Genomic DNA, 25,110 nt, shown 5'->3' on the forward strand with positions numbered 1-25,110 from the left:
CGCATATGCTCAATATGTTGTGAACTCTGTGCTGCGTCCACTCTGCGGTCCTCTTTCAACAAACCCTGTGTTTGATGGAAGCAGACCTTTGTCCAAGTCAATATTGTTCGTCACGATCCTTGTTGTTCGTGGCCCATAGATTTCCACGCCCCCCCTCTTCTTTGGTGGTTGGTGGGGTGTGGTCTAGGGTTACGGCGGTCATAGCGTGGGGGAAACGCCCGGTCCCATCCCGAACCCGGAAGCTAAGACCCACAGCGCCGATGGTACTGCACCGGAAACAGTGTGGGAGAGTAGGTCACCGCCGGACACACTTTCACAGAAAGGCCCCTGAACTGCGAAGAAGCAGATCAGGGGCCTTTCTGCCGCCGCCAACAGATTCCTCCAAGCACTGTGCGCTCAGCCGCTACTCCACAAGATTCTCAGTGACAACATCCAGAATCCGCCTGCGCTGACTCTCTCCCTCCCCGCGCATACGAACCTGCCGCCCCAGAACCTCTGCCGCCACTGCGTAGTGCAGACGTGAGACAAACTCCAGCTCGTTCCAGAACGTGTTCAGCGGAGGCACAATATTCAGCACCTCATCAGCCAGCTTCGCAGCAGGCGAGTCAGTGTTCGAGGTCATCACCACCAACGTCGCCTCCGAGCTGGCCGCCGCCTGAGCCACCCTCACGGAGAGCTCATTCAGGCCGCTCGGGCTGATCACTATGCATACATCCTCACCGCCCAGCTGCCTGGCAGCGATCTGCTGACTGAGGACGTCCGTCATCGTGCTCACCCGATGCCCCTCAGACAGCAGGCGATACGCCAAATCCATCGCAGTGGGCGCAGACTGCCCATTGGCCGCCACAAAAATGCTCTCCGCGCTGCAGATCAGCTCCACCACCCGGTCAGCCTGCTCCCGAGAGACCGCGTCCATCGCACGCTCCAGGCCCGGAGTCAGCCGCCGGGCCTCAGCCGGCCACGGAGCCATGTCGGCACCGTCCTCCGCGGCTGACTCCACCGCGTCATGGCCGGTAGGCGTCTCCCTGGCCAGAGCCACCCGGAACTGCGGGTAGCCCTCATAGCCGAGCTTGCGGCAGGTCCGCACCACGGTGGAACGGGCCACCCCCACCCGGTCCGCCAGCTGCTGCGCCGTCGAGTCCACCGCCGCGGCAGCATCCTGCAGAACCTCCCGGGCCACCTTGGTCTCACTGGGCAGCAGCGTGTTCAGCGCCGAGGACAGCCGCGTGGTTGCAGGAAGGTGCTCGTCCAGGTGATTCATAGGCCCATGGTAGTCACCATGCCCGGTATCCTGTTCCGGTGGCAGACCGAGCATCACCAGCAGACCCGAGCGGACGTTCCTCCCGCGCCCCCCAGGACCACCGCCGATCGAACCGTGAGGACCGCCCCCGGTCCCCGGAGGTCGACGAAGACATCACCGGCAGAGAGCTTGACCGTGAAGCCTCCCGGCAGCTGGGCACCCTCAACGACACCAACCGAGGCTGGGTCTCCAAGCACCTCGTCATGGCCGGCCGGCTCATCGACATCGATCCGGCCCTCGCCCTGGAGCACGCACTGGCAGCCTCCCGGCGCGCCGGGCGCCTCGCCGTCGTCCGCGAGGCCGTCGGCCTCGCCGCCTACGCCGCCGGAGACTTCGAGGAGGCTCTGCGCGAGCTGCGCACCTACCGCCGCATCAGCGGAGACCACACCCACCTGCCCGTCATCGCCGACTGCCTGCGCGCACTCGGCCGCCCCCAGAAAGCCATCGACCTGGCCGAGGAGGACCCCTCCAAGAAGCTGACCGGCGCGCCCCGGGCAGAGCTGGCCATGGTCGTGGCCGGGGCCCACCAGGACCTCCGAGACGAAGAGGCGGCCCTCCTGGCCCTGCAGGTGCCGGAGCTGGACCGCAACAGGGCCTTCAGCTTCTCCCCGAGACTTTTCGCCGCCTACGCGGAGGCCCTCGAAGCAGTGGGGCGCTACGATGAGGCCCGGCGCTGGCGTGAGCAGATTCCCGTCGCCGAGCGGGCCCTGGGGGCCGGCGCCTTCGAGGAGCCGGACATTCTGGACTTTGACGACGAGGACGAGGACGCCGCGGCGCTGCCCAAGATCAGCGACCTTCTCGGCGACGCCGGAGCGAAGGAGACCCCCCACGCATGAGTCCCGCACCCCTGGCCGAGCAGCACGACGGTGTCCTCTTCGACCTCGACGGCGTCCTCTACCGAGGGCCTGAGGCTGTCCCCGGGGCCCCTGAGGCCCTCGCGCAGCTCAAGGAGCAGGGACTGAAGTGCGCCTTCGTCACCAACAACGCGTCCCGCTCCGCTGAGCAGATCGCCAGCCACCTGCGGGAGCTGGGCATCCCCGCCGAGCCCCACGAGGTCTACGGCTCCGCACCGGCAGGCATCCGGCTGATGAGCAGCCACGTGCCCGCACCGGCGAAAGTCCTCGTGGTGGGCTCCGAATCCCTGCGGGGCCTCGTTCAGCAGGCCGGCTATCAGACTGTCGACTCCGCTGAGGAGGATCCTGAGGCCGTCATCCAGGGATTCGACCCCAGTCTCGGCTGGTCCCAGCTCGCCGAAGCCTCCTACGCCGTCAACGCCGGCGCCCAATGGTTCGCCACCAACCTGGACCGCAGCGTCCCCCGGGAGCGTGGAATCGCCCCCGCCAACGGCGCCCTGGTCGAGGCCGTCAGCTTCGGCACCGACCGCCGGCCCCAGGCTGCCGGCAAGCCTGAATCAGTGATGTTCACCCAGGCGGGGGAGACCCTCCGCCTGAGTGACCCGCTGGTGGTGGGGGACCGCCTGGACACCGACATCCTCGGCGGCAACAGAGCCGGCTACACCACGGCGCTGGTCCTGACCGGGGCGACCGGCGAGGACCAGGCGCACGCCTCCGCCGGGCAGGAGCGCCCCGACTGGATCATCGACAGCCTGGAGAGCCTCTTCACCGGTGCGCACCGCACACCCGGGGAAGGCCACTCCGCAGCATGAGCGAGGATCCCCTCGCCGAAGACGAGGCTTCCCACACGGAGTCCGGGACGGCTGAGCCCCGGCTGAGCCCCGAGCAGCTCCAGGAGCAGCTCCAGCAGGCCCAGCAGAAGCATCAGGAGCTCCTGGCCCGACTAGAGACCATCGGCCGCAGCTGAGTCCCCATGCCGCGTCTGGACAAGGAGATGGTGGCGCGCGGACTCGCGCCCAGCCGCACCCGTGCAGGCCAGCTCATCGCCGAGGGAGCTGTGCGGCTCAACGGACGCAGGGCCGCCAAGCCGTCCGCCGCGGCCGACGCCGGCGCCACCATCGAACTCGCCGAGACTGACCGATGGGTCAGCCGCGCGGCGCATAAGCTGCTCGGCGCCCTGGAGGCCTTCCCCGAGGCGGCCCCCGCCCGCCGCCGGTGCCTGGACGCGGGCGCTTCCACCGGCGGCTTCACCCAGGTCATGCTCTCCCGGGGCGCCGAGCACGTGGTCGCCGTCGACGTCGGGCATGACCAGCTCGCACCGGCGCTGCGGGAGGACCCGCGGATCACCAATGTTGAAGGCACCAATCTGCGATACGTGCGGCCGGGCCAGCTGGGAGACCGGTTCGGGCTGATCGTGGCGGACCTCTCCTTCATCTCACTGCGGCTCGTCCTGCCGGCCCTGGCCCAGCAGGCAGCATCCGGTGCTGATCTGCTGCTGATGGTCAAGCCGCAGTTCGAGGTGGGCCGTGAGCGCATCGGCCGCACCGGGGTGGTCACCAGTCCCCAGCAGCGGCGCGACGCAGTGGAGGGTGTGGTGACGGCCGCCCTTGAAGAGGGCCTGCAGCTCGCAGGCGCCGCCCCCTCGCCGCTGCCGGGCCAGGACGGCAACAGAGAGTTCTTCCTGCACCTGCGCAGCCCGAGCGCCGCAGACGCCCAGGAACTGGTCAGCCCAGCCGATAGGCTGGGTGCGATCGACTACGCAGATCCGTAAGCCTCAAAGCCGAAGCGGAAGGAGACCGGATGGCCGCAGCGCAGCAGCGGGCCGTGCTCGTGCTTGCTCACACGGGGCGCCTGGAAGCAGTGGAGGCCGGCGTCGCCGTCGCCGAGCAGCTGCATGAGGCCGGACTGACCCCGGTGATGCTCGCCCGCGACATCGAGGCGCTCTCCACCCAGATGGGGAAGCGGCTGGCCGCTACCCCGCTGGCGGTCGCCGACCAGGACATTCCGCTGGACGAGTGTGAGGTCGGCATGGTTCTCGGCGGGGACGGCTCCATCCTGCGGGCCGCTGACCTGGTCCGCGAAGCTGAGCTGCCGCTGATGGGGGTGAACCTCGGGCACGTCGGCTTCCTCGCCGAGTCTGAGCGGACCCAGCTGGACGATTCCGTGCGGTGGGTCGCCGAGCAGAACTATGTGGTGGAGCCGCGGATGGCTCTGGACGTGCAGGTCTGGCAGGGCAGCGCCCACCTGGCCTCCTCCTGGGCGCTGAACGAGGCAAGCATCGAGAAAGCCTCTCGCCAACGGATGATTGAGCTGGTGGTGGAGATCGACGGCGCCCCGGTCTCCACGTTCGGCTGCGACGGCATCGTCATGGCGACGCCCACCGGCTCCACCGCCTACGCGTTCTCCGCGGGCGGACCCGTGGTGTGGCCGGAGGTCCAGGCCCTGGTGCTCGCCCCGATCTCCGCGCACGCCCTCTTCGCCCGCCCCCTGGTGGTCGACCCTGACTCGACCATGGCGGTGGAGATTCTCCAGCGTGAAGATGAGGAAGGGGTGCTGTGGTGCGACGGGCGGCGAGCCATGAACCTGCCCGGCGGGGCGCGGGTGGAGGTCACGCGATCTGAGAGGCCCGTGCTGCTGGCCCGGGTGCACCAGACCCCGTTCTCCCAGCGGCTGGTGGAGAAGTTCAACCTTCCCATCACCGGCTGGCGGGGCCCGGCGGCGGACCCGGGGCAGGAGAAGAAGCAGGGATGATCGAACACCTGAGCATCAGCGGCCTGGGTGTGATCGACCACGCCGAGCTGGACCTGACCGGAGGCTTCAACGTCGTCACCGGTGAGACCGGCGCCGGCAAGACCATGGTGGTGACCGCCTTCGGGCTGCTGCTGGGCCACCGGGCCTCACCCACGGCCGTGCGCAAGGGCGCCGAGCGTGCCAGCGTGGACGCTGAGCTCGAGGTCCCGGCCGGCCATCCCGCTCGGAGCCGGGCTGCTGAGGCCGGAGTGCTGGACGAGGACGCCGCCGACGACGCTGCCGCGGCAGAGCCCTTCCTGCTGGGACGAGCTGTCACCGCCAAGGGAAGAAGCCGCGCCTCCGCCGTCGGCCGAGCCGTGCCGGTGGGGGTGCTCGGAGAGATCGGGGAGCAGCTGGTCACCGTCCACGGGCAGGCCGATCAGCTGCGCCTGAAATCCCCGGCCGCCCAGCGCGAGGCGCTGGACGCCTACGCGGGAGCGGAGTTCGCTGAGGCGCTGAGGGCCTATCAGGAAGGCTTCGCCCGGTACCAGCAGCTCTGCGCCGAGCTGGAGGAGATCACCGCCCACGAGCTGGAGCGCCGCCGGGAGGCGGAGCATCTGCAGCAGGCCCTCGAACAGATCGACGAGGCCGAGCCCCAGCCGGGCGAGGACGAGCGGCTCAAATCCGAGTCCGTGCGTCTGGGGAATCTCGAGTCTCTCCGGGACGCCGCGCGCACCGCCCAGACCGCGGTGGCCGGAGCGGACGTCGACGCCGCCGAGAACACCCCCAGCGCCGTCGGCCTGGTGGAGGATGCAGTCCAGGCGCTGGCGCCCCTGGCGGACCAGGACGCTGAGCTTGAGGAGATCCTCGGGCAGCTCTCCGATGTCTCCTCACTGCTGACCGACGCCGGCAACCAGATGGGCATCTACGCCGCAGGCCTGGACGATTCCGGCCCCGAGCGGCTGACCCAGGTCCACGCCCGCCGCGCTGAGCTGGACCGCCTGATGCGCCTCTACGGCCCAGAGATCACCGACGTTCTCGAATGGGCCGCAGCCTCCCGGGCCCGCCTGGAATCGCTGCAGGGGGACGAGAGCCGCATCGAACAGCTCACTGAGGAGGTCCAGGCGCTCGGATCCTCCCTCTGGCAGCAGGCTGAGGCCCTGCGCACCCAGCGCCAGCAGGCCGGGGCCGCGCTCGCCGAGGCCGTGGGCGAGGAGCTCGCCGCCCTGGCGATGCCCAATGCCCGGCTGGCCGTCGACGTCACTACCACGGAGGCTCTGACCCGTCACGGGGCGGATCAGGTGGCCATTCTGCTGGCTCCCCACGCCGGCGCGGACCCGGCCCCCCTGGGGCGGGGCGCCTCCGGAGGCGAGCTCTCCCGGGTGATGCTGGCCCTGGAGGTGGTGCTCTCCGAGCACGCCCCGGCCTCCACGTTCATCTTCGACGAGGTCGACGCCGGGGTAGGAGGCAAGGCGGCGGTGCAGATCGGCCGCCGCCTGGCCAAGCTCGCCCGGCACGCCCAGGTCATCTGCGTGACCCACCTGCCGCAGGTGGCCGCCTACGCCGATCACCACATCCGGGTCTTCAAGGACCCGGAGGCCGCCGGCCAGTCCGACGGTGTGACCGCATCGGATGTGCGATCCCTCACCTCCCAGGAGCGGGTGGGGGAGCTGGCCCGCATGCTCGCCGGCCAGGAGGACTCCGCCTCGGCCCGCGCCCACGCCGATGAGCTGCTCGCCCAGGCCGCCAGGGAGCGCCCCTCCGCCCCTGACGGCTCATCCCGTCCCGCCCCCGAACGCTGATAGGCTAGAACCCCGTGGTCAACCGCGCGTCTTCCAGAAACCAGAACACCCCCAGCCCAACACGGCAGATCTTCGTCACAGGGGGTGTGGTCTCATCCCTCGGCAAGGGCCTGACCGCTTCATCCCTGGGCCATCTGCTCCGAGCCCGCGGCCTTTCCGTGGTGATGCAGAAGCTGGATCCCTATCTCAACGTGGATCCCGGCACCATGAACCCCTTCCAGCACGGTGAGGTCTTCGTCACCGAGGACGGCGCCGAGACCGACCTGGACATCGGCCACTACGAGCGGTTCCTCGACGAGAACCTCGACGGCATCAACAACGTCACCACCGGACAGGTCTACTCCTCGGTGATCGAGAAGGAGCGCCGCGGCGACTACCTCGGCGACACTGTCCAAGTCATCCCTCACATCACTGATGAGATCAAGCGCCGCATGCGACTGCCCGCCGATGAGGCGGGGGAGCGCGGAGCGCCGGACATCATCATCACCGAGATCGGCGGCACCGTCGGCGACATCGAGTCCCAGCCCTTCCTCGAGGCCGCCCGCCAGCTGCGCCAGGACGTCGGCCGGGAGAACGTGTTCTTCCTGCACGTCTCCCTGGTGCCCTACATCGGCCCCTCCCAGGAGCTGAAGACCAAGCCCACCCAGCACTCCGTGGCTGCTCTGCGCTCCCTGGGCATCCAGCCGGACGGGATCGTGCTGCGCAGCGACCGGGAGCTGCCCGCCGACATCCGCGGCAAGATCTCCCGGATGTGCGACGTCGATGCTGACGCCGTCATCAACTGCGCCGACGCCCCGAGCATCTATGACATCCCCCGCATCCTGCACAAGCAGGCGATGGACGCCTACGTGGTTCAGGCCCTGGACCTGAAGTTCAAGGACGTCGACTGGTCCAAGTGGAACAGTCTGCTCAACGTGGTCCACCACCCCGACCACGAGGTGGAGGTCGCCCTCGTCGGCAAGTACATCGACCTGCCCGACGCCTATCTCTCCGTCACCGAGGCGCTGCGCGCCGGAGGCTTCGCCAACAGTGCCAAGACCAAGATCCGCTGGGTCCCCTCCGACCTGTGCGCCGACCAGGAGGGAGCGGCCAAGGCCCTCGCCGGGGCGGACGCGATCTGCGTGCCCGGAGGGTTCGGCGTCCGCGGCCTGGACGGCAAGATCGGCGCGCTGCGCTACGCCCGGGAGAACGGCGTGCCTGCCCTCGGCCTCTGCCTGGGTCTGCAGACGATGGTGATGGAGTACGCCCGCAACGTGCTGGGCCTGTCCGAGGCGAACTCCACCGAGTTCGACCCGGACACCAAATTCCCCGTCATCGCCACCATGGCCGAGCAGAAGGACATCGTCTCCGGTGAGGGCGACCTCGGCGGCACCATGCGCCTGGGCGCCTATGACGCGTCCCTGCTGGAGAGCTCAGTGGTGGCTGAGGCCTACGGCACCACGGAGATATCCGAGCGCCACCGGCACCGCTACGAGGTGAACAACGCCTACCGGGAGCAGCTCTCCGAGGCTGGGCTGGTGTTCTCCGGGACCAGCCCGGACGGCACGCTGGTCGAGTTCGTGGAGCTGGCCCGGGATGTTCATCCCTACTATGTCTCCACCCAGGCGCACCCTGAGCTGAAGTCCCGCCCCACCAGCCCGCACCCGCTGTTCGCCGGGCTGATCCGGGCCGGGCTGCAGCGCCGCGAGACCTGGTGAGCCGGCGCCGTTGAGCCTTCCGGAGGCGGTGGACGAGTATCTGAGCCACCTGCGCATCGAGCGCGGCGTCTCAGAGAACACCTTCGCCTCCTACCGGCGTGACCTCCGCAGGTACACCGCCTACCTGGCCAGCCGGGGCGTGGGCTCGCCGGCGGAGACGGACGAGGGCCACATCGCGGAGTTCCTGCAGGCTCTCTCCACCGGGGCCGACGGCGGCAGCCCTCTCTCGGAGCGGTCAGCGGCCCGCGCCCTGGCCTCTGTCCGAGGCGCCCACCGGTACTGGGCGCTGGAGGGAGCCGCCCCCCATGACCCGGCCAAGCAGGTCGCCGCGCCCAAACTGCCCGAGACCCTGCCCAAGGCGCTGACGGTCCAGCAGGTCGAGGCCCTGCTGGAGGCCCCCAGCACCGCTGCGCCGCTGGGCCTGCGCGACAAGGCGCTCCTGGAGTTTCTCTACGCCACCGGCGCCCGCATCAGCGAAGCGGTCGCCTTGGACGCAGACGACGTGCACATCATCTCCCGCAGGGCGAGCAGGGACCGGGAGGATCCGCAGGACCTTTCGGGCAGCGAAGGAACGGCCCCCCAGCAGGCCGGCGAAACGCAGCAGCAGCTGGTGCGGGTCACCGGCAAGGGGGACAAGCAGCGGCTTGTTCCCCTGGGGCAGTACGCTCAGCGCGCCGTCGGCGACTACCTCACCGCGGGGCGCCCGGCTCTCGCCGAAGCCGCGGCAAAGTCCTCCAGCCCCGCACGGCGCCGCGCCTCGCCCGCCCTGTTCCTGAACAGGCTCGGCGGCCGGCTCTCACGCCAATCCGCCTGGACCGTGCTGCGCAAGGCCGCCCAAGCTGCTGGGATCGAGGCGGAGGTCTCCCCGCACACCCTGCGGCACAGCTGCGCGACCCACCTGTTGGAAGGCGGCGCCGATGTCCGCACCGTCCAGGAGCTCCTCGGCCACGCCTCAGTGACCACCACCCAGATCTACACCAGCGTCACCGCAGACTCCCTCCGCGAAACCTACGTATCGGCCCATCCGCGAGCCTTGTAGGGTAAGGAGCCATGACGGACCAGGAACCCACCGAGCTTGTCACCATCCACGGGGACGCCATCATCGGCCCCACCGGCAGGCCCAAGCACGAGTTCCCCATCCCTGACGCTCTCGACTCCCACGGACCGGCCCGCACCATCGCCGTGGTCAACCAGAAGGGCGGCGTGGGCAAGACCACCTCCGCCATCAACCTGGGCGCGGCGCTCGCCGAGTACGGGCGGAGGGTCCTCATGGTGGACTTCGACCCCCAGGGAGCGCTCACCGCAGGCTTGGGCGCTGCCCCCCATGACCTCGAGGTCAGCGTCTACAACGTCCTGATGGAGAAGGATGTCAGCACCCGCGACGCCCTGCTCTCCACCCACATCCCCGGGATCGACCTGCTTCCGGCCAACATCGACCTCTCCGCCGCCGAGGTCCAGCTGGTCACCGAGGTCGGCCGTGAGCAGGTGCTGCAGCGGGCCCTGCGGGAGGTCCGCGACGACTACGACGTCATCATCATTGACTGCCAGCCTTCCCTGGGGCTGCTGACCGTCAATGCGCTGACCGCCGCCCACGGCGTCATCATTCCCCTGGTCGCCGAGTTCTTCGCCCTGCGGGCGGTCGCCCTGCTGAAGGAGACCATCGAGAAGGTCCAGGACCGCATCAACCCGGACCTGGAGGTCGACGGCGTGCTGGTCACCATGGTGGATCTGCGCACCACCCACGCCAAAGAGGTCATCCAGCGGATCGTCGAGGCCTTCGGCGAGAAGGTCTTCGAGACCGTGATCAAACGGTCGATCAAGTTCCCCGACGCGACCGTCGCCGCCGAGCCCATCACCGCCTACGCCCACAAGCACGACGGCGCCAAGGCCTACCGCCAGCTGGCCCGCGAGCTCATCGGCCGCGGCGCCGCCCCATGATCCGCCGATGACCACCGAAGTCCTGGACGCCGACGCCGCAGAGCCGACCGGCTTCCGGCTCACCCTGGATAACTTCGACGGGCCCTTCGACCTGCTGCTGGGCCTGATCGCCAAGCGAAGGATGGACGTCACCGCCGTCGCGCTCGCCGAGGTCACAGACGAGTTCCTCGCCTATGTGCGCACCTTGGACGCACGGAAGGCTCTGGACGAGTCATCGAACTTCGTCTTCGTGGCGGCCACGCTGCTGGATATGAAGCTCGTTCAGCTTCTGCCCGGCGCCGAGCCGGAGTCAGAGGAGGATCTCGCCGCGCTGGAGGCCCGGGACCTGCTCTTCGCCCGTCTGCTGCAGTACCGGGCGTTCAAGCGGATCGCCGGGCACATCGGCCAGGCGGTGGGCGGCAACGCGGGCCGCTTCCCGCGTCGGCCGGGGGAGGACCCGCAGCTGGCCGGGCTGATGCCGGAGCTGAAGCTCACCACCACCGCCGGGGATCTTCGTGCCCTGGCGGAGAAGGCGTTCGCGCGTCGAGCGGCTGAGCCGGACGATGTGCGCCTGGGGCACCTGCACGCGACGGTGGACTCCGCCGCGGAGAAGCAGCATATGGCTGAGCTGCTGCGGGCGACGGGGCAGGCGAGCTTCGCGGAGCTGATTGCCGACGCTGAGTCTCAGCTGGTCGTCGTCGTGCGTTTTCTGGGGCTGCTGGAGCTGTTCCGGGACCGGCAGGTGAACCTGGACCAGCCCGCCCCGCTGGGTGAGCTCACCGTCGCCTGGGCGGCAGAGGAGAGCGCCGTGCAGGGCAGTGCGGCGGGGGAGGAGCAGGCATGAGCGAGACGCCTGAGCCGGGACCGGCTCTGGAGGAGCTGGACACCGGTCACCTGGTCTCCCACGAGGACTTCCTCGGGGCGGTGGAGGCGGTGCTGATGGTCACCGAGCACCCGGTCACCGCCGCGGAGCTGGCCGTCGCCGTCGAGCTCTCCGAGCATCAGGTCCAGGCCCTGCTGGATGAGCTGAAGGCGGAGGCGGACGGCAGCGGCGGAGGACGTCAGCGCGGGTTCGAGCTGCGGGAGGTCGCAGGAGGCTGGCGGTGCTACTCCAGGCCGCGGTACGCCGATCAGGTCTCCGCGTTCGTGCTGGGCGGGCAGACGTCACGGCTGTCCCAGGCGGCATTGGAGACCCTCGCGGTGGTCGCCTACCGGCAGCCGGTGTCCCGCTCGGCCGTGGCCGCGATCCGCGGGGTGAATGTGGACGGCGTGGTGCGCACCCTGGTCACCCGGGGCCTGCTGGACACCGCGGGCACCGACCCGGCCACCGGCGCCACGCTCTACACCACCACCGGGGAGTTTCTGGAGAGGCTCGGACTGGACTCCCTGGAGGAGCTGCCGCAGCTGAGCCCGCACCTGCCCGGCGTCGGAGACCTCACCGATACGGACCTGGACGAGGACGGGTCCGGCGGGCACGTGAGCGGCCCCCCAGCCGCGGACAGGGAAGGGCCTGCTGGCCGGTAGACTGGCAGGCATGTCTTCGAGGGGTCCGGGCCGTCGCGCGCCCAGAGCATCACGTGCTGCGCGCACCCCTAAGCCCGGCACATCCGGCGGGCCGTTCTCCGACCAGGCCAAGCACCGGCTGATCTCTGCCGAGTCCAAGCCGGTCAAGCTGCGCGCCGACGAGGCCGAGGAGAACTTCCGGGCAGTCCATGACGACGACGGCACCCGCCTGCAGAAGGTGCTCGCCTCCGCGGGGGTCGCCTCTCGCCGGGTCAGCGAGAACCTCATCGCAGAGGGCCGCGTCATGGTGGACGGGCTCACCGTCATCGAGCCGGGCGTCCGTGTGGTCCCGGAGCAGGTCATCATCCATGTGGACGGGGTCCGGCTGAACCTGGACGTGGAGCACCAGTACGTGATGCTCAACAAGCCTGCCGGAGTCATGACCACCATGTCTGATCCGGAGGGCCGCCGCTGCGTCGGGGACTTCCTCACCGACGAGCAGCAGGCGGCGCGGCTGGTTCACGTCGGCCGCCTCGACTATGAGACCGAGGGTCTGCTGCTGCTCACCAACGACGGTGACCTCACCCACCAGCTCACCCACCCGTCCTACGAGGTGCCCAAGACCTACATGGCGGAGCTGCGCGGCAGTCTGCCCAAGAGAGCCGGCGCCCAGCTGAAGGCGGGCATCGAGCTGGAGGATGGGCCCGTCGCGGCGGACGCCTTCACCCACATGGGCTCCAGCGGCGGGAAGAGCATGGTCGAGCTGACCATCCACTCCGGGCGCAACAGGATCGTCCGCCGCATCTTCGAGCATCTGGGCCACCCGGTGACTCGGCTGGTGCGCACCGCCATCGGCGGCATCACCATCGGCGACCAGCCCCAGGGCACCGTCCGCGAGCTGACGGGCCGGGAGGTCGGCTACCTGCAGGACCTCGTCAGCGGGCCCCGGCAGCCGGAGGGGAGCGAGGCATGAGCTTCCAGACGGTTCTGATCCGGGGCACCGGCCTGCTCGGCGCCAGCATCGGGCTCGGGCTGCGTGCCGCGGGCAAGGCGGTGTGGCTCTCCGATCCTTCCGGCACCGCGATGCGGATCGCCGAGGACATCGGAGCCGGCAGTCCCTGGCCGGCTGACGAGCACCCCGATCTGGTCGTCGTCGCCGCACCCCCGGAGGCCACTGCGGAGGAGGTCCATCTGGCGCTGGTCCAGCACCCCGAAGCGATCGTCGTGGACATCGCCTCGGTCAAGGGCTCCATCCTTGAGGAGCTGCACCAGATCCAGGAGGGTCTCGACCTGTCCCGCTACGTGGGAACCCACCCCATGGCGGGCAGGGAGCGCTCGGGGCCGGTGGCCGCCCGCGGGGCCCTGTTCACCTCGATGCCCTGGGTGATCTGCCCGCACGAGACCGCTGAGGCCTCCGCGGTGGCCGAGGCTGAGGAGCTCGCCCGGCTGCTCGGCGCCAGTCTGCACCGGATGGGCCCTGCCGAGCATGACGAGTCGGTGGCACTGATCAGCCATCTGCCGCAGGTGGCCGCCTCGCTGGTGGCATCCCGGCTGCAGGACGCGCCGGGGAACGCTCTGGAGCTCTCCGGCAACGGGCTGCGGGACGTCACCCGGATCGCCGCCTCTGATCCGAACCTGTGGGTCCAGATCCTCACCCACAACGCCTCCGCGGTCCTTGAGATCCTCTACGGGCTGAGCGAGGACGTGAGCCGCCTCATCGGCACGCTGGAGTCCCCGCGCGCCCCGGGCGGGCAGGCTGACATCGCCCAGCTGATCGCTGAGGGCAACGCGGGGGTGGCACGGATTCCCGGCAAGCACGGCACACCGCCGCAGTCCTTCACCGTGGTCACGGTCATCGTTGATGACAGGCCCGGCCAGATTGCCGCGGTCCTCAACGATGTCGCTGAGGCCGGGGTCAACGTCGAGGACATGAGGATGGATCACTCCGCCGGCCACCAGGTCGGTATGGTGGAGCTTTCTGTTCTGCCCGGCCGGGCAGAGGAGCTGGCCCAGGCGCTGACGCACATCGGATGGAAGGTAGTGCTGACATAGTTATGGCTGAACCACACTCGCGGATGATCATCGCCGTTGACGGGCCGTCGGGCTCCGGGAAGTCCAGTGTCTGCCGTGCGGCTGCCGCCCAGCTGGGCGCGGACTACCTCGACACCGGCGCGATGTACCGCGCTGCCGCCTGGTACTGCTTGGACCAGCAGGTGGACCTGGACGATGAGACGGCGGTCGCAGTCGCGGTGGAGGAGCTGCCCCTGCACATCTCCACTGACCCGGAGCACCAGACCATCACGGTGGGCCAGGCTGACGTGACCTCGGCGATCCGTGAGCCCCGGATCTCCGAGGTGGTGTCTCAGGTGGCCACCAACCGGCCGGCCAGGTCCCTGCTGATCGATGCTCAGCGCCGCATCATTGATGACTCCGGCTTCATCGTCGCGGAGGGTCGTGACATCACCACGGTGGTGGCTCCGGACGCTCAGGTGCGCGTGCTGCTGACCGCCTCCGCGGAGGCCCGGCTGCGCCGCCGCGGACTGCAGCTGAGCGTGGAGTCCGGCGCCGAGCAGGACGAGGCCGCGCTGAAGCGGCAGGTGCTTGAGCGGGACCGCAAGGACTCGGCGGCGTCGAACTTCACGGAGGCCGCTGACGGCGTCGCGGTGCTCGACAGCTCCGAGCTGACCTTCGAGGAGACCGTTGATTCCCTGATCGGACGGGTCGAGGCCCTCCAGGAGGCTGCCTGATGAGTGAGCGTATGGAGGACGAGTACCTTCCCGAAGGGGAGGACCGCATCGAGGAGCGTCTTGCGTCGCTCAGCGAGGATGAGGCTGAGGCGCGTGCCGCAGCCCTGCGCGCGGGGCTGGAGGACTATGACCTTGAGGAGGAGGACGCCTACCTCCTCGCCGAGGACTTTGAGGACGAGGGGGAGCGGCCCTATGTGCCGGCGCCCCCGGTTCTGGCGGTCATCGGGCGGCCCAATGTGGGCAAGTCCACCCTGGTCAACCGAATCATCCGTTCCCGCGAGGCTGTCGTGGAGGACCTCCCCGGCGTCACGCGGGACCGCGTCTCCTATGACGCCGAGTGGAACGGCAAGGACTTCACCCTCATGGACACAGGGGGCTGGGAGGCTGACGCCCGCGGGATGGACAAGCAGGTTGCCGATCAGGCGGAGATCGCCGTCGACGAGGCGGATGCTGTTGTGTTCGTGGTCGACGGCCTGGTGGGCGCCACCGCAGTGGATGAGGCTGTGGTGAAGATGCTGCGCCGGAAGCGAAAGCCGGTGATGCTCGCGGCCAATAAGATCGACAGCACCCACGAGGGCTCCGCGCAGATGGCGGAGGTCTACGCGCTCTGGAACCTTGGCCTGGGGCAGCCGTACCCGATCTCGTCGCTGCACGGAACCGGCACCGGTGACCTGCTCGACGCCGCCATGAAGGCCCTTCCGGAGACCGCGCAGCACGGCGGGATGATTCCGCTGGGCGGGCCCCGCCGGGTGGCGCTGGTGGGGCGGCCCAACGTGGGCAAGTCCTCCCTGCTCAATAAGCTGGCCGGATCCGAGCGCGTCGTGGTGGACGATGTGGCCGGCACAACCCGGGATCCGGTGGATGAGTTCATCGCACTGGGCGGCGAGCAGTGGCGGTTCGTCGACACCGCAGGGATTCGGCGTCGTCAGCACATGGCCGCCGGCTCCGAGTACTACGCGATGCTGCGCACCCAGCGGGCCCTGGACAAGGCCGAGGTCGCCGTCGTGCTGCTGTCGGTGGACGAGCCGATCAGTGAGCAGGACGTTCGTATCATTCAGATGGTTCTCGACGCCGGCCGAGCCCTGGTTCTGGCCTACAACAAGTGGGACCTGCTGGATGATGAGCGCCGCTACTACCTGGAGCGTGAGATCAGCAGGGATCTGGCGCATGCGGCGTGGGCTCCGCGGGTGAACGTCTCGGCGCGCACCGGCTGGCACAAGGACAGGCTCGCCCCGGCGTTGGGGACAGCGCTGACCAACTGGGAGCAGCGGATCCCGACCGGCCGGCTCAATGCGTTCCTCGGCGAGCTGGTGGCGGCTCACCCCCACCCGGTCCGCGGCGGCAAACAGCCCCGGATTCTCTTCGGCACGCAGCCGAGCACCCGGCCACCGAAGTTCGTGCTGTTCACCACTGGGTTCCTGGACCCGGGCTACCGCCGGTTCATCATCCGCCGGCTGCGCGAGACTTTCGACTTCACCGGCACCCCGATCGAGGTGCAGATGCGCGTGCGCGAGAAGCGCGGCCGCCGCAAGTGATTCTTGTTATCTTTTAGTTTATTCGATCTCGTGAATGGCGGAATGGTCCTTCACCTTTGAAGTTCTTCGCGCTAGCGTAGGAACTGGGAGCCGTGATGTCCGTCACGGCGAAGTTGACCGACAAAGGAGTCCGTCGTGAGTTCGAATCGTGTTGTCGTCTATAAGGGCCCGGGTGAGGTTGCGGTCGAATCCGTCGACTACCCCAAGCTGGAGATCCCCAGGGAGGTCGCCGACCATTTCGGCATCTCTCAGAAGGCGCCGCATGCGGCGATCCTGAAGGTGGTCACCACCAATATCTGCGGTTCGGACCAGCACATGGTCCGTGGCCGCACCACCGCCCCGGTGGGCCAGAGCCTCGGCCACGAGATCACCGGCGAGGTGGTGGAGACGGGCGACGATGTCCTCTTCGCCAAGCCGGGCGACATCTGCTCGGTCCCGTTCAACATTGCCTGCGGCCGCTGCCGGATGTGCAACGTGGGCAAGACCGGCATCTGCCTGAACGTCAACCCGGCCAGGGCGGGGGCCGCCTACGGGTACGTGGATATGGGCGGCTGGATCGGCGGTCAGGCCGAGTACGTCCTGGTGCCGTACGCGGACTTCAATCTGCTGAAGTTCCCGGACCGGGACCAGGCGCTGGAGAAGATCCTGGACCTTACGATGCTCTCTGACATCTTCCCGACTGGATATCACGGCGCCTACACCGCGGGCGTGACCACCGGCTCCACCGTCTACATCGCCGGCGCGGGCCCGGTGGGCCTGGCAGCGGCGCATTCGGCGCAGCTGCTGGGTGCGGGCGCAGTGCTCGTCGGCGATATGAACAAGGAGCGGCTCGCCAAGGCCGAGAGCTTCGGCTGCGTAGGGATCGACCTCACCGAGGACGGCACTCTGCCGGAGAAGATCGAGCAGGTGCTGGGGGAGCCGGAGGTAGACGCTGCAGTGGATGCGGTGGGCTTTGAGGCGCGCGGCCACGGCAGGGATGCTGACGAGGCCCCGGCCACGGTGCTCAATGACTGTATGGAGGTGGCCCGAGCCGGTGCCGGCATCGGCATCCCCGGCCTGTACGTCACGGGTGACCCCGGCGCAGCGGATGCCAGCGCGAAGGAAGGCACCTTGGGCGTGCGGCTGGGCCTGGGCTGGGCGAAGTCGCACTCGTTCGCGACCGGCCAGTGCCCGGTGAAGCAGTACAACCGGCAGCTGATGAAGGCGATCATCTATGACAAGGCGAAGATCGCCGAGGTGGTCAGCGCCACTGCGGTGACGCTCGATGAGGCGCCGGATGCCTACCAGCAGTTCGATTCAGGCGTGGCACGGAAGTTCGTGATCGACCCGCACGGGATGGTGCCTGCCTAGGCCTGCTGCTCAGAGGGAACGAAAAAGCCCTCTGCGGACCGCGCGCACACGGTCTGCAGAGGGTCTCCTCATTCGGGACGGGCTATCGGATGCACAAGCCAACAAAATGGACAAGCTGGCAAAAGAAGTAGATGCCTTGCTTGACGAGGTTTTGCCTGCCCCCCTGGTTGCACCCGAATCTACGCGAAAGCGACCGCGCGGGACGTTGGATCCTCGCAGACCGGAACTGACAAGCTCAGAACCGCTACCTGCGAACTGTTGTCGCACACGGGGATATTCTGAGAGGATTTTCGTCCCGACGCCACGGATATACGCGGTTCCCGGTAGCTTTAGTGGGCAGCAGTTACGTCAACAACCCGAGCGACTTTCTGGCATCTCTCAAACTGTCCGATTGGCAAAGGGCCGTTTGCCGTGTTCGCGCCGTGAAGCGAAGTCTGCGATGAGTCGGGTTTCGAGAGCGTCCACGAACTTGTCCGAAGGATCGTGTGCCGGTCGCCAGCAGACGCTGAGCGAGGCAGCGTCCTCGAGCTGGAAGATCCAGACACCGCCATCATGGTTGTCGGCGGTGCCGGCTCCGGTTCGTCGGTACTGCTTCAGCCGCCGATGGATACCGTCCTGTCGAGCACCCCAGGTTGCCTTACCGATATACAGGACCTCCGAGCCTGGCACCCAAGCCTGCTCCAGCGTGGCGATCGGTGCCGTGAAATCGCGCGTCTTACCGGCTGGGCTGCGTTCGAGGAACTTCGGCGGCTTGTTGGACTCGCGCAGTACCACATACACGCCTGGGTCTGTCGTGGGGCGGGTGGAGCGAAGTTCGTCAAAGGGTAGAAACCCCTCGTATCCGGCGCCTTCCAGGCCAACGCGCGTCCACGCGTCAGGGATGTAGCCGGGGAAATTCATTGCCGCACGCAGATCCGGGAGGTTGGGCACGGTTGAAGTATGGCATAGGGGTATAGAGACCCCCGGAGGATCTATCTCTGTGGACTTTGCGACAGTATGCGCCACAACACAAATGCCTCCGCCGTGATCACCGACTGCACACGATCGAACTCATGACTCACCCTTTCGTCGAAGATGACGCAACTCCCTGGAGCTTGAGTTTCTTTGTCGACGAGGAATACTGGCGAGTCCTGCCAAGGTCTCCTCGCTAAGCATTGGTGGATCCGTCGCCATCATCTTGAGCAAGCTAGCGATTTCATCAGGAGGAAGTTTTGCCAGTTCACTTCGTACTTCTTCGAGACTCTCAGCGCCAACGATGTCTGAATTTGCCACGATCTTCATCTGCTTGTCGCTGAATACTTTGGCAGCGAGAGATGCCGAGTAACGAGCCCCAGCCTCAGCGCTCGACATTTTGGGAGATCGGTGTTGTACGGGGACTTGGGCAAGTTCTTGCGACGTCCCGGAAGCAACGTCTCCCTGAATTTCTCTAGAGTTCTATTGGGTCTTGTGACGCGAGATGAAGCGCCCCAGGTTCTCTGCCGCTGTCATACGGGCTGCGGCTCACTCACGTTAGCTGCGTAGTAAGCGCGTTCGTACTCTACCGGGGTCAGGTTTCCCCGCGTCCCGTGGAGGCGGCGGTTGTTCCACCAACCGACCCAGCCCGCGGTGGCGAACTCGAGGTCTGCCAGCTGCCGGTAGGGGCCCTCGTGGAAGACATCGGTGCGGATGCACTCGGTCTTGAACAGCCCAATGAGGGACTCCATGAGGCTGTTGTCATAAGTGTCGCCGACGGTGCCGATTGAAGGGCGGATGCCCTCGATCTCCAGATGCTCGGTGAAGCGCACCGAGGTGTACTGAGAACCGGCGGCCGAGTGGCTGATCAGCTGACCTGGCTCCACCGGGTTGTCTTCGCGATCACGCTGCCAGATCGCCATACGCAGCGGGATATCCACCAGTTCGGTCTCTCTGGTGATGGCCGCGTTCAGTCGATGATCTGTTGGGCGTAGACATCGACGATGAAGGCCACATAGGACCACCCCGCCCAGGTGCGCACGTACGTGAAATCCGCGACCCAGACACGATTCGGCGCTTCTGCGGTGAAGTCCCGGTTCAGCAGGTCCTCGGCGCGGACCCCGTCCTTGGCCGGGATCGTGGTGCGGATGCCCTTGCCTCGGCGCACGCCGACCGGCCCCAGGCTGCGCATCGCCCGGTCGACTCCGCCCCGGGAGGCACCCGGGATACTGCGGCGGGTCAGCGCGGTCATCTTCCTGCGCCCGTAGAGGCCCTCCGGAGCGAGCTTGGTGTTGTCGTGGCGATCGGTCGTGAAGGCCAGCTTCCGAATCTGGCCCTCCACCGATGCATCAGTGATCGTGCGGGATGCGACGTGTTGGTTCTTGCGGGCCCAGGCCCGATAGGTCCCCGCTGCGATCTTCATGCCCTCGGCAGAAAGGATCTGACAGATCGACTCGACAGCGAAACCTTGGCCCCTGAGTTCCTCAATGAACGCCAGGATCAGCGGCTGCGGGGATGGAGTTCCCCCGCGAAGAAAATCGAGGCCCTGCGCCTGCCGGATCCAATAGACCTGGCGGGTCTCGCAGTGTGAAAAATCACTTGTTGACCCCTGTTACTCGCGACCTTTCAGTCGCCTGTTCGAGTAACCACTCCGTGGTCGGGCTAGCGGGATTTGAACCCACGACCTTCCGTCCCCCAGACGGACGCGCTACCAAGCTGCGCTATAGCCCGTTGACGTGCTCTGCGGCGGAGCGAACCCCGCCGGAAGCACCCCGAAAGTCTACACGAGTAACCGTGGGCCAGCGAGTTCAGCCGGCCAGCTCACTCTCCAGCGCCGCCCGCGCGGCCAGCTGTCCGGAGATCACCGCTCCCTCCATCGTCGCCAGGTGCTTCTGCTTGGTGTAGTCGCCGGCGAGCACCAGGCCGTTCACCGGTGTCCGCTGCGCAGGACGCTTCGCCTCGTTTCCCGGGGCCAGCGAGTAGAAGTCCGAGGGGATCACGACCTTCCGGAAGTCGAGCATCCTGTTCCGCAGGTCCAGCCCGAGACGGTCTGCGTCGGCGAACGCCAGCTTCACCAGCTCCCAGGCGTCGGTCTCCCGATGGGTGTGCGGGTCTGAGCAGATGATGCTGACCCGGCCGCGGGAATCCCGGAAAGCAGTGCGGGACTGTTCCGAGAAGGAGGCTAACACCGTGCCGGGGCCGAACGTGGCACGGTCCTTGGGCATCAGCGGCTCAGACAGCTCCAGCTGCAGGCCCACGCTCGGTGTGGACTCCAGGCTCAGGAAATCGTCGAACCAGTCAACGCCGGACAGCTGCTCCTGCACCAGTTCCTGGGCAGGTCCGACCGAGGCGGCGAGCACCACAGCATCAGCCACCAGCGGCTCACCGTCCACCCGCACACCGGTGACTTCCCCGGCGTCGGTGATCAGCTGCTCCGCCGGTGCGGAGGTCCGCACCGTTCCGCCTCTGGACCGGATGTACTCGGCAATCGGCTCCGCCAGCACCTCGGTCATCGGACCGGAGAACGCGCCCACGCGGGCCAGGGCCGCCGTGTCCCAGTAGGGGACCATCAGCCCCATGAAATTGTGCATCGAGTAGCGCTCCGGCGGCACAAAGAACAGTCCCTCGGTCAGCGGCACCAGAATCCGGAAGATCGTGGTCTCTGAGATCCCGTGCTGCCGGGCATAGTCGCTGACCGTGATCGCATCCAAGGAGGCAGGGTCATCCAGGTGCTGCTTGGCGCCGGCTGCCAGCATCCTGCCCAGCTTCGCCTTCTCCGCCATCGGCAGGAAATCACTGTTGCCCAGCGCCTCGGCCACCGACTTCAGCGGCTTGTGAACCATCGAAGCGCCGAATTCGGCCCGCGGCCCGCCGTCGGGCGCGATGATCTCGATCTCGTCCTCCCAGACCACCACCTCGTTCAGGGACTTGCCCACGTGGCGGATCAGGTCCGGCATCGCCGAGTAGAACCCCAGGTAACGGTGCAGGCCTGATTCGATGGTCATCCCGTCCGCGTCCCAGCTGGAGGTCCGCCCGCCCACCTGCGGCGCTGCCTCCAGCACCGTGACGCGGTGCCCCGCATCCACCAGGTCCACGGCGGCGGCCAGGCCGGCCAGCCCCGCTCCGACGACGACGGCGTGCTTCTGGTTCTCAGGCATGGATCGGAAAGTACCCGGGCAGTCTCCAGGAAAACTTCAGGTCACCTGGATCCCAGCGCAACGTTGTGCTCATCTGCCGTCTCAGGTTGCGATACACGGCGACACACAGCAGATATGTTCAAAAAGCTCGCTTACAGTGGACCACGCTATGGCTCCCCAGAATACCCCTACCAGCCCTCTGATCTCCGCCGAAGAGCTCGACGCCCGGCTGGGCGACCCCCAGGTGAAGATCCTCGACGTCCGCTGGCGCCAGGACCGCCCCGAAGGCATGCCCGAATACCTCCAGGGCCACATCCCCGGCGCAGTGTTCGTCGACCTCGACTACGAGCTCGCCGACCCCGAAGCCGCCAACAACGGGCACGGGCGCCACCCCCTGCCCGTCCTCGAGGAGTTCCAGGCCACTGTCCAGCGCTGGGGAGTCAACAACGGCGACACGATCATCGTCTACGACGACCTCAAGAACCTCTCCTCGGCCCGCGCCTGGTGGCTGCTGAGATGGGCAGGCTTCGGCGACGTCCGGATCCTCGACGGCTCCCTGAGAGCCTGGACCGGCACCGGCCGCGCGGTCGCCGACGGCCTGGAGATGCCGGACTTCGGGGACGCTCACATCACCCCGCAGCAGATGCCTCTGCTGGAGGCGGACGACGTCGTCGGCTTCGCCCAGCGCGCCACGCTGCTCGACGCTCGCCCCGCCGACCGCTACACCGGCGAGTATGACCCGCTGAGCCCTCGCCCTGGGCACATCCCCGGGGCCATCAGCGCCCCAGCAGTCGGAAGCCTGGACAGCAGCGGCCGGTTCCTGCCGCCCCAGCAGCTGCGTGAGCGGTACCTGCGTCTGGGCGTGGACCCGGAGAGACCGGTGGCTGCCTACTGCACCTCTGGGCTGCATTCGGCCCACTCCGTCATCGCGCTGCAGCTGGCTGGCTTCCAGGCGCTGCTCTACCCCGCCGGGTTCAGCCAGTGGACGCGTGACGAGGCGCGCCGCGTCGTCGTCGGCACGCACCCATGACCCGCTGATCGAGAATGTGAACAAAACTTACGTCCGGTTCTTTTCAGGGCAGGACAGAGGCGTACCTTTGAATTATGTCCACTGAGACCCCCGCGCGCTCGGCACGGCCCGCACGGCAGAAGAAGCCCAACGGTCAATGGAAGGTCGACGGCCAGGAGCCGCTGAACCACAACGAAGAGTTCAAGCAGGCGGACAACGGCCTCAACGTCCGGGAGCGGATCGAGCAGATCTACTCCAAGCAGGGCTTCGCCTCCATCGACCCTGACGACCTCCGCGGCCGCTTCCGCTGGTGGGGCCTCTACACGCAGCGCCGCCCAGGGGTTCCCGCCGGCGCGCACAACTCGCTGCCTCCCGAAGAGGTCGACGACGAGTACTTCATGCTGCGCATCCGCATGGACGGAGGGGCGCTGACCACCGAGCAGCTGCGTGTCGTCGGAGAGCTCTCCCGTGACTTCGCGCGCAGCACCGCAGACATCACCGACCGCCAGAACATTCAGCTGCACTGGGTCCGGGTCGAGGACATGCCGGAGATCTGGCGGCGCCTGGAATCCGTAGGCCTGGGCACCACCGAGGCCTGCGGCGACACCCCGCGCGTCATCCTCGGCTCCCCGGTGGCAGGGATATCCGCGGCGGAGATCATCGATCCCACCCCCGTGATCAAGGAGATCTCCCGGCGCTACATCGGTGACCCGGAGCTCTCCAACCTCCCGCGGAAGTACAAGTCCGCGATCACCGGGCACCCCAGTCAGGATGTCGTCCATGAGATCAACGACTTCGCTCTGGTGGGTGTGAACCATCCCGAGCACGGGCCCGGGTTCGACCTGTGGGTCGGCGGCGGGCTCTCCACCAACCCGCGCCTGGCCGAGCGGCTCGGCGTCTTCCTCACCGAGGATGAGGCCCCGGACGTCTGGTACGCGGTGACCCAGTGCTTCCGCGACTACGGCTACCGGCGTCTGCGCAACAAGGCGCGTCTGAAGTTCCTGCTGGCCGACTGGGGCCCGGAGAAGTTCCGGCAGGTCATCGAGGATGAGTACCTCGGCCGCAGGCTGACCGACGGACCCGCGCCGCCGGCGCCCACCAGCCCTGGCGATCATGTCGGCACGCACGCTCAGAAGGACGGGAAGTTCTACGTCGGGGCGGCGCCCGCCGTCGGCCGGGTCAACGGCGCGCTGCTGCTGAAGCTCGCTGATCTGATCGAAGCCCACGGCTCCACCCGGCTGCGCACGACCCCGCACCAGAAGGTTGTGGTGCTGGACATCGCCGAGGAGCACATCGACTCCCTGAAGAGGGGGCTGAAGAAGCTCGGCCTGGATCCGGATCCCAGCGTCTTCCGGCGCTCCACCATGGCCTGCACCGGCATCGAGTACTGCAAGCTCTCCTTCGTGGAGACCAAGTCCACCGGCGTGAAGGTCATCAACCAGCTCGAACGCGCATTGGCCGACGTCGCTGACCAGCTGCCCGAGCGCCTCACCCTGAACATCAACGGCTGCCCCAACTCCTGCGCCCGCATCCAGGTCGCAGACATCGGGCTGAAGGGTCAGCTGATGACCGGCGAGGACGGCGAGCAGACCCCCGGCTACCAGGTGCACCTCGGCGGCGGGCTCGCCTCCTCCGACCGTGATGAGGAAGCCGGTCTGGGCCGCACCGTCCGCGGCCTGAAGGTCACCCGTGATGGGGTTGCCGTCTACGTGGAGAAGCTGATCCGCCGCTATCTCGGCACCCGGGAGTCCGCCTCGGAGACCTTCGCCGCGTGGGCCCACCGCGTCGAGGACGAAGTCCTGCAGCACGAGTGGGAAGGAGCCGCAGCATGAGCACAGCCACCGCAATGAGCCTCGAGCAGCTCAAGGAGCTCGCCGAGTCCGGCGCCGAGCAGCTCGACTGGGACGCCACCGCCGAACAGGTCATCGCCTGGGCGGCGGAGAACTTCGACCTCCGTGAGGTGGCGGTCGCCTGCTCCATGCAGGACGCCGTGCTGCCTGCCATGGTCGCCGACCAGATCCCCGGCGTCGACGTCCTCTTCCTGGAGACCGGCTACCACTTCGCCGAGACCATCGCCGCGCGCAACGAGGTGGAGCACAGCCTCGACGTGAACGTCGTTGACGTGAAGCCGAAGCTCTCCGTGGCTGAGCAGGACGAGCAGTACGGCAAAGACCTGTTCAGCAGGGACCCTGCCGCCTGCTGCCGCATGCGCAAGATGGAGCCCCTCGGCGAGGCCCTGTCCGGGTACAAGCTCTGGTTCACCGGCGTCCGCCGCGACGAGGCCCCCACCCGGGCCAGCACGCCGCTGATCACCTGGGACGAGATGCACGGGCTGGTCAAGGTCAACCCGCTGGCCACTTGGAGCTTCGACGATCTCGTCGGCTACGCCACCGATCACTCGGTCCCGGTGAACATGCTGCTGCAGCACGGCTACCCCTCCATCGGATGCAAGCCCTGCACCCGTCCGGTGGCCCCCGGTGAGGACCCTCGGTCCGGCCGCTGGGCCGGGACCGGCAAGGTGGAGTGCGGCATCCACACCACCGACTCCACCTCCTGACCGCGCACCCACCCAGATACG

At 67.8% G+C, this 25,110-nt stretch carries 23 protein-coding genes, 1 tRNA gene, 1 rRNA gene and 1 pseudogene; 20 read left to right on the forward strand and 6 right to left on the reverse strand.

The window, feature by feature from the left end; all coding sequences use genetic code 11:
- The first annotated feature begins 190 nt into the window (after positions 1-190).
- Positions 191-307: ribosomal RNA gene (rrf, locus tag FWJ47_RS07005) — 5S ribosomal RNA — on the forward strand.
- Positions 308-403: 96 nt separating this feature from the next.
- Here rrf and FWJ47_RS07010 read toward each other — a convergent pair.
- Entirely contained in the window at positions 404-1,261 is an 858-nt protein-coding gene (locus FWJ47_RS07010) for a MurR/RpiR family transcriptional regulator (protein WP_170228519.1), read from the reverse strand.
- Positions 1,262-1,299: 38 nt separating this feature from the next.
- Between FWJ47_RS07010 and FWJ47_RS07015 the strand changes: the two genes are divergently transcribed.
- From FWJ47_RS07015 to fdhA, 16 genes are all read left to right on the forward strand, one after another.
- Entirely contained in the window at positions 1,300-2,136 is an 837-nt protein-coding gene (locus tag FWJ47_RS07015; protein WP_147106033.1) for a hypothetical protein, read from the forward strand.
- Complete coding sequence (locus tag FWJ47_RS07020; RefSeq protein ID WP_147106036.1) at positions 2,133-2,966, forward strand: HAD-IIA family hydrolase; 834 nt, start codon at positions 2,133-2,135, stop codon at positions 2,964-2,966. Before FWJ47_RS07015 ends, FWJ47_RS07020 begins: the two co-directional genes overlap by 4 nt.
- Complete coding sequence (locus FWJ47_RS12065; RefSeq protein WP_170228520.1) at positions 2,963-3,121, forward strand: hypothetical protein; 159 nt, start codon at positions 2,963-2,965, stop codon at positions 3,119-3,121. The genes FWJ47_RS07020 and FWJ47_RS12065 overlap by 4 nt, the downstream gene beginning before the upstream one ends.
- Positions 3,122-3,127: 6 nt before the next feature.
- Positions 3,128-3,925: a TlyA family RNA methyltransferase gene (locus tag FWJ47_RS07025; RefSeq protein WP_147106040.1), complete on the forward strand. Its 798-nt coding sequence runs from the start codon at positions 3,128-3,130 to the stop codon at positions 3,923-3,925.
- 29 nt (positions 3,926-3,954) lie between these two features.
- Positions 3,955-4,905, forward strand: a complete 951-nt coding sequence (locus FWJ47_RS07030) for an NAD kinase (protein ID WP_147106043.1) — start codon at positions 3,955-3,957, stop codon at positions 4,903-4,905.
- The gene (recN, locus tag FWJ47_RS07035) at positions 4,902-6,686 is read left to right on the forward strand and encodes a DNA repair protein RecN (RefSeq protein WP_147106046.1); all 1,785 of its coding nucleotides are present in this window, start codon (positions 4,902-4,904) and stop codon (positions 6,684-6,686) included. The genes FWJ47_RS07030 and recN overlap by 4 nt, the downstream gene beginning before the upstream one ends.
- A 14-nt stretch (positions 6,687-6,700) precedes the next feature.
- The gene (locus FWJ47_RS07040) at positions 6,701-8,383 is read left to right on the forward strand and encodes a CTP synthase (RefSeq protein ID WP_147106050.1); all 1,683 of its coding nucleotides are present in this window, start codon (positions 6,701-6,703) and stop codon (positions 8,381-8,383) included.
- A 10-nt stretch (positions 8,384-8,393) separates the two neighbouring features.
- On the forward strand, positions 8,394-9,422 hold the full coding sequence (locus FWJ47_RS07045) for a site-specific tyrosine recombinase XerD (RefSeq protein ID WP_147106053.1): 1,029 nt from the start codon (positions 8,394-8,396) through the stop codon (positions 9,420-9,422).
- Between the two features lie 11 nt (positions 9,423-9,433).
- Positions 9,434-10,321: a ParA family protein gene (locus FWJ47_RS07050; RefSeq protein WP_147106056.1), complete on the forward strand. Its 888-nt coding sequence runs from the start codon at positions 9,434-9,436 to the stop codon at positions 10,319-10,321.
- Positions 10,322-10,328: 7 nt separating this feature from the next.
- Positions 10,329-11,144 carry a segregation and condensation protein A gene (locus FWJ47_RS07055; RefSeq protein WP_147106059.1) on the forward strand — a complete coding sequence of 272 codons (816 nt, stop codon included), beginning with the start codon at positions 10,329-10,331 and terminating at the stop codon, positions 11,142-11,144.
- Positions 11,141-11,824, forward strand: coding sequence for an SMC-Scp complex subunit ScpB (scpB, locus tag FWJ47_RS07060; protein ID WP_147106062.1), 684 nt, complete (start codon positions 11,141-11,143; stop codon positions 11,822-11,824). Before FWJ47_RS07055 ends, scpB begins: the two co-directional genes overlap by 4 nt.
- 10 nt (positions 11,825-11,834) lie before the next feature.
- A complete protein-coding gene (locus tag FWJ47_RS07065; protein WP_147106065.1) occupies positions 11,835-12,776 on the forward strand; it encodes a pseudouridine synthase in 942 nt (313 codons plus the stop codon).
- A complete protein-coding gene (locus tag FWJ47_RS07070) occupies positions 12,773-13,855 on the forward strand; it encodes a prephenate dehydrogenase (protein ID WP_147106068.1) in 1,083 nt (360 codons plus the stop codon). The genes FWJ47_RS07065 and FWJ47_RS07070 overlap by 4 nt, the downstream gene beginning before the upstream one ends.
- Positions 13,856-13,857: 2 nt before the next feature.
- Positions 13,858-14,550: a (d)CMP kinase gene (cmk, locus tag FWJ47_RS07075; RefSeq protein WP_147106071.1), complete on the forward strand. Its 693-nt coding sequence runs from the start codon at positions 13,858-13,860 to the stop codon at positions 14,548-14,550.
- Positions 14,550-16,085, forward strand: a complete 1,536-nt coding sequence (der, locus tag FWJ47_RS07080) for a ribosome biogenesis GTPase Der (protein WP_147106074.1) — start codon at positions 14,550-14,552, stop codon at positions 16,083-16,085. Before cmk ends, der begins: the two co-directional genes overlap by 1 nt.
- Positions 16,086-16,220: 135 nt before the next feature.
- Positions 16,221-17,435 carry a formaldehyde dehydrogenase, glutathione-independent gene (gene fdhA, locus FWJ47_RS07085; protein WP_147106077.1) on the forward strand — a complete coding sequence of 405 codons (1,215 nt, stop codon included), beginning with the start codon at positions 16,221-16,223 and terminating at the stop codon, positions 17,433-17,435.
- A gap of 378 nt (positions 17,436-17,813) precedes the next feature.
- On the opposite strand, the gene FWJ47_RS07090 is transcribed toward fdhA, so the two are convergent.
- The 5 genes and pseudogenes from FWJ47_RS07090 to FWJ47_RS07115 form a co-directional block, all read right to left on the reverse strand.
- Positions 17,814-18,365, reverse strand: a complete 552-nt coding sequence (locus FWJ47_RS07090; protein WP_211358982.1) for a hypothetical protein — start codon at positions 18,363-18,365, stop codon at positions 17,814-17,816.
- A gap of 120 nt (positions 18,366-18,485) precedes the next feature.
- Positions 18,486-18,785: a hypothetical protein gene (locus tag FWJ47_RS07095; protein ID WP_147106080.1), complete on the reverse strand. Its 300-nt coding sequence runs from the start codon at positions 18,783-18,785 to the stop codon at positions 18,486-18,488.
- A 134-nt stretch (positions 18,786-18,919) separates the two neighbouring features.
- Positions 18,920-19,923: pseudogene (locus FWJ47_RS12440) on the reverse strand (IS3 family transposase); the annotation flags it as partial.
- A 117-nt stretch (positions 19,924-20,040) separates the two neighbouring features.
- A tRNA-Pro gene (locus tag FWJ47_RS07110) sits at positions 20,041-20,117 on the reverse strand.
- 77 nt (positions 20,118-20,194) lie between these two features.
- Entirely contained in the window at positions 20,195-21,544 is a 1,350-nt protein-coding gene (locus FWJ47_RS07115) for a hydroxysqualene dehydroxylase (RefSeq protein ID WP_147106089.1), read from the reverse strand.
- 148 nt (positions 21,545-21,692) lie between these two features.
- Between FWJ47_RS07115 and FWJ47_RS07120 the strand changes: the two genes are divergently transcribed.
- The 3 genes from FWJ47_RS07120 (at position 21,693) to FWJ47_RS07130 (ending at position 25,089) form a co-directional block, all read left to right on the forward strand.
- Complete coding sequence (locus FWJ47_RS07120; protein WP_147106092.1) at positions 21,693-22,553, forward strand: sulfurtransferase; 861 nt, start codon at positions 21,693-21,695, stop codon at positions 22,551-22,553.
- Positions 22,554-22,627: 74 nt separating this feature from the next.
- Complete coding sequence (locus FWJ47_RS07125; protein ID WP_147106096.1) at positions 22,628-24,364, forward strand: nitrite/sulfite reductase; 1,737 nt, start codon at positions 22,628-22,630, stop codon at positions 24,362-24,364.
- Positions 24,361-25,089 carry a phosphoadenylyl-sulfate reductase gene (locus FWJ47_RS07130; protein WP_147106099.1) on the forward strand — a complete coding sequence of 243 codons (729 nt, stop codon included), beginning with the start codon at positions 24,361-24,363 and terminating at the stop codon, positions 25,087-25,089. Before FWJ47_RS07125 ends, FWJ47_RS07130 begins: the two co-directional genes overlap by 4 nt.
- Positions 25,090-25,110 lie beyond the last annotated feature (21 nt).

This window comes from Nesterenkonia populi (genome assembly GCF_007994735.1).
GTDB lineage: Bacteria > Actinomycetota > Actinomycetes > Actinomycetales > Micrococcaceae > Nesterenkonia > Nesterenkonia populi.

Excerpts from the sequence above, each read along its gene's own strand:
- FWJ47_RS07120 (WP_147106092.1), top strand. The coding sequence starts at position 21,693 with ATGGCTCCCCAGAATACCCCTACCAGCCCTCTGATCTCCGCCGAAGAG.
- FWJ47_RS07055 (WP_147106059.1), top strand. The coding sequence starts at position 10,329 with ATGACCACCGAAGTCCTGGACGCCGACGCCGCAGAGCCGACCGGCTTC.
- cmk (WP_147106071.1), top strand. The coding sequence starts at position 13,858 with ATGGCTGAACCACACTCGCGGATGATCATCGCCGTTGACGGGCCGTCG.
- FWJ47_RS07050 (WP_147106056.1), top strand. The coding sequence starts at position 9,434 with ATGACGGACCAGGAACCCACCGAGCTTGTCACCATCCACGGGGACGCC.
- FWJ47_RS07020 (WP_147106036.1), top strand. The coding sequence starts at position 2,133 with ATGAGTCCCGCACCCCTGGCCGAGCAGCACGACGGTGTCCTCTTCGAC.
- recN (WP_147106046.1), top strand. The coding sequence starts at position 4,902 with ATGATCGAACACCTGAGCATCAGCGGCCTGGGTGTGATCGACCACGCC.
- FWJ47_RS07010 (WP_170228519.1), bottom strand. The coding sequence starts at position 1,261 with ATGAATCACCTGGACGAGCACCTTCCTGCAACCACGCGGCTGTCCTCG.
- FWJ47_RS12065 (WP_170228520.1), top strand. The coding sequence starts at position 2,963 with ATGAGCGAGGATCCCCTCGCCGAAGACGAGGCTTCCCACACGGAGTCC.
- FWJ47_RS07125 (WP_147106096.1), top strand. The coding sequence starts at position 22,628 with ATGTCCACTGAGACCCCCGCGCGCTCGGCACGGCCCGCACGGCAGAAG.
- scpB (WP_147106062.1), top strand. The coding sequence starts at position 11,141 with ATGAGCGAGACGCCTGAGCCGGGACCGGCTCTGGAGGAGCTGGACACC.
- FWJ47_RS07030 (WP_147106043.1), top strand. The coding sequence starts at position 3,955 with ATGGCCGCAGCGCAGCAGCGGGCCGTGCTCGTGCTTGCTCACACGGGG.
- FWJ47_RS07070 (WP_147106068.1), top strand. The coding sequence starts at position 12,773 with ATGAGCTTCCAGACGGTTCTGATCCGGGGCACCGGCCTGCTCGGCGCC.
- FWJ47_RS07025 (WP_147106040.1), top strand. The coding sequence starts at position 3,128 with ATGCCGCGTCTGGACAAGGAGATGGTGGCGCGCGGACTCGCGCCCAGC.
- FWJ47_RS07095 (WP_147106080.1), bottom strand. The coding sequence starts at position 18,785 with ATGTCGAGCGCTGAGGCTGGGGCTCGTTACTCGGCATCTCTCGCTGCC.
- FWJ47_RS07115 (WP_147106089.1), bottom strand. The coding sequence starts at position 21,544 with ATGCCTGAGAACCAGAAGCACGCCGTCGTCGTCGGAGCGGGGCTGGCC.
- FWJ47_RS07065 (WP_147106065.1), top strand. The coding sequence starts at position 11,835 with ATGTCTTCGAGGGGTCCGGGCCGTCGCGCGCCCAGAGCATCACGTGCT.
- der (WP_147106074.1), top strand. The coding sequence starts at position 14,550 with ATGAGTGAGCGTATGGAGGACGAGTACCTTCCCGAAGGGGAGGACCGC.
- FWJ47_RS07130 (WP_147106099.1), top strand. The coding sequence starts at position 24,361 with ATGAGCACAGCCACCGCAATGAGCCTCGAGCAGCTCAAGGAGCTCGCC.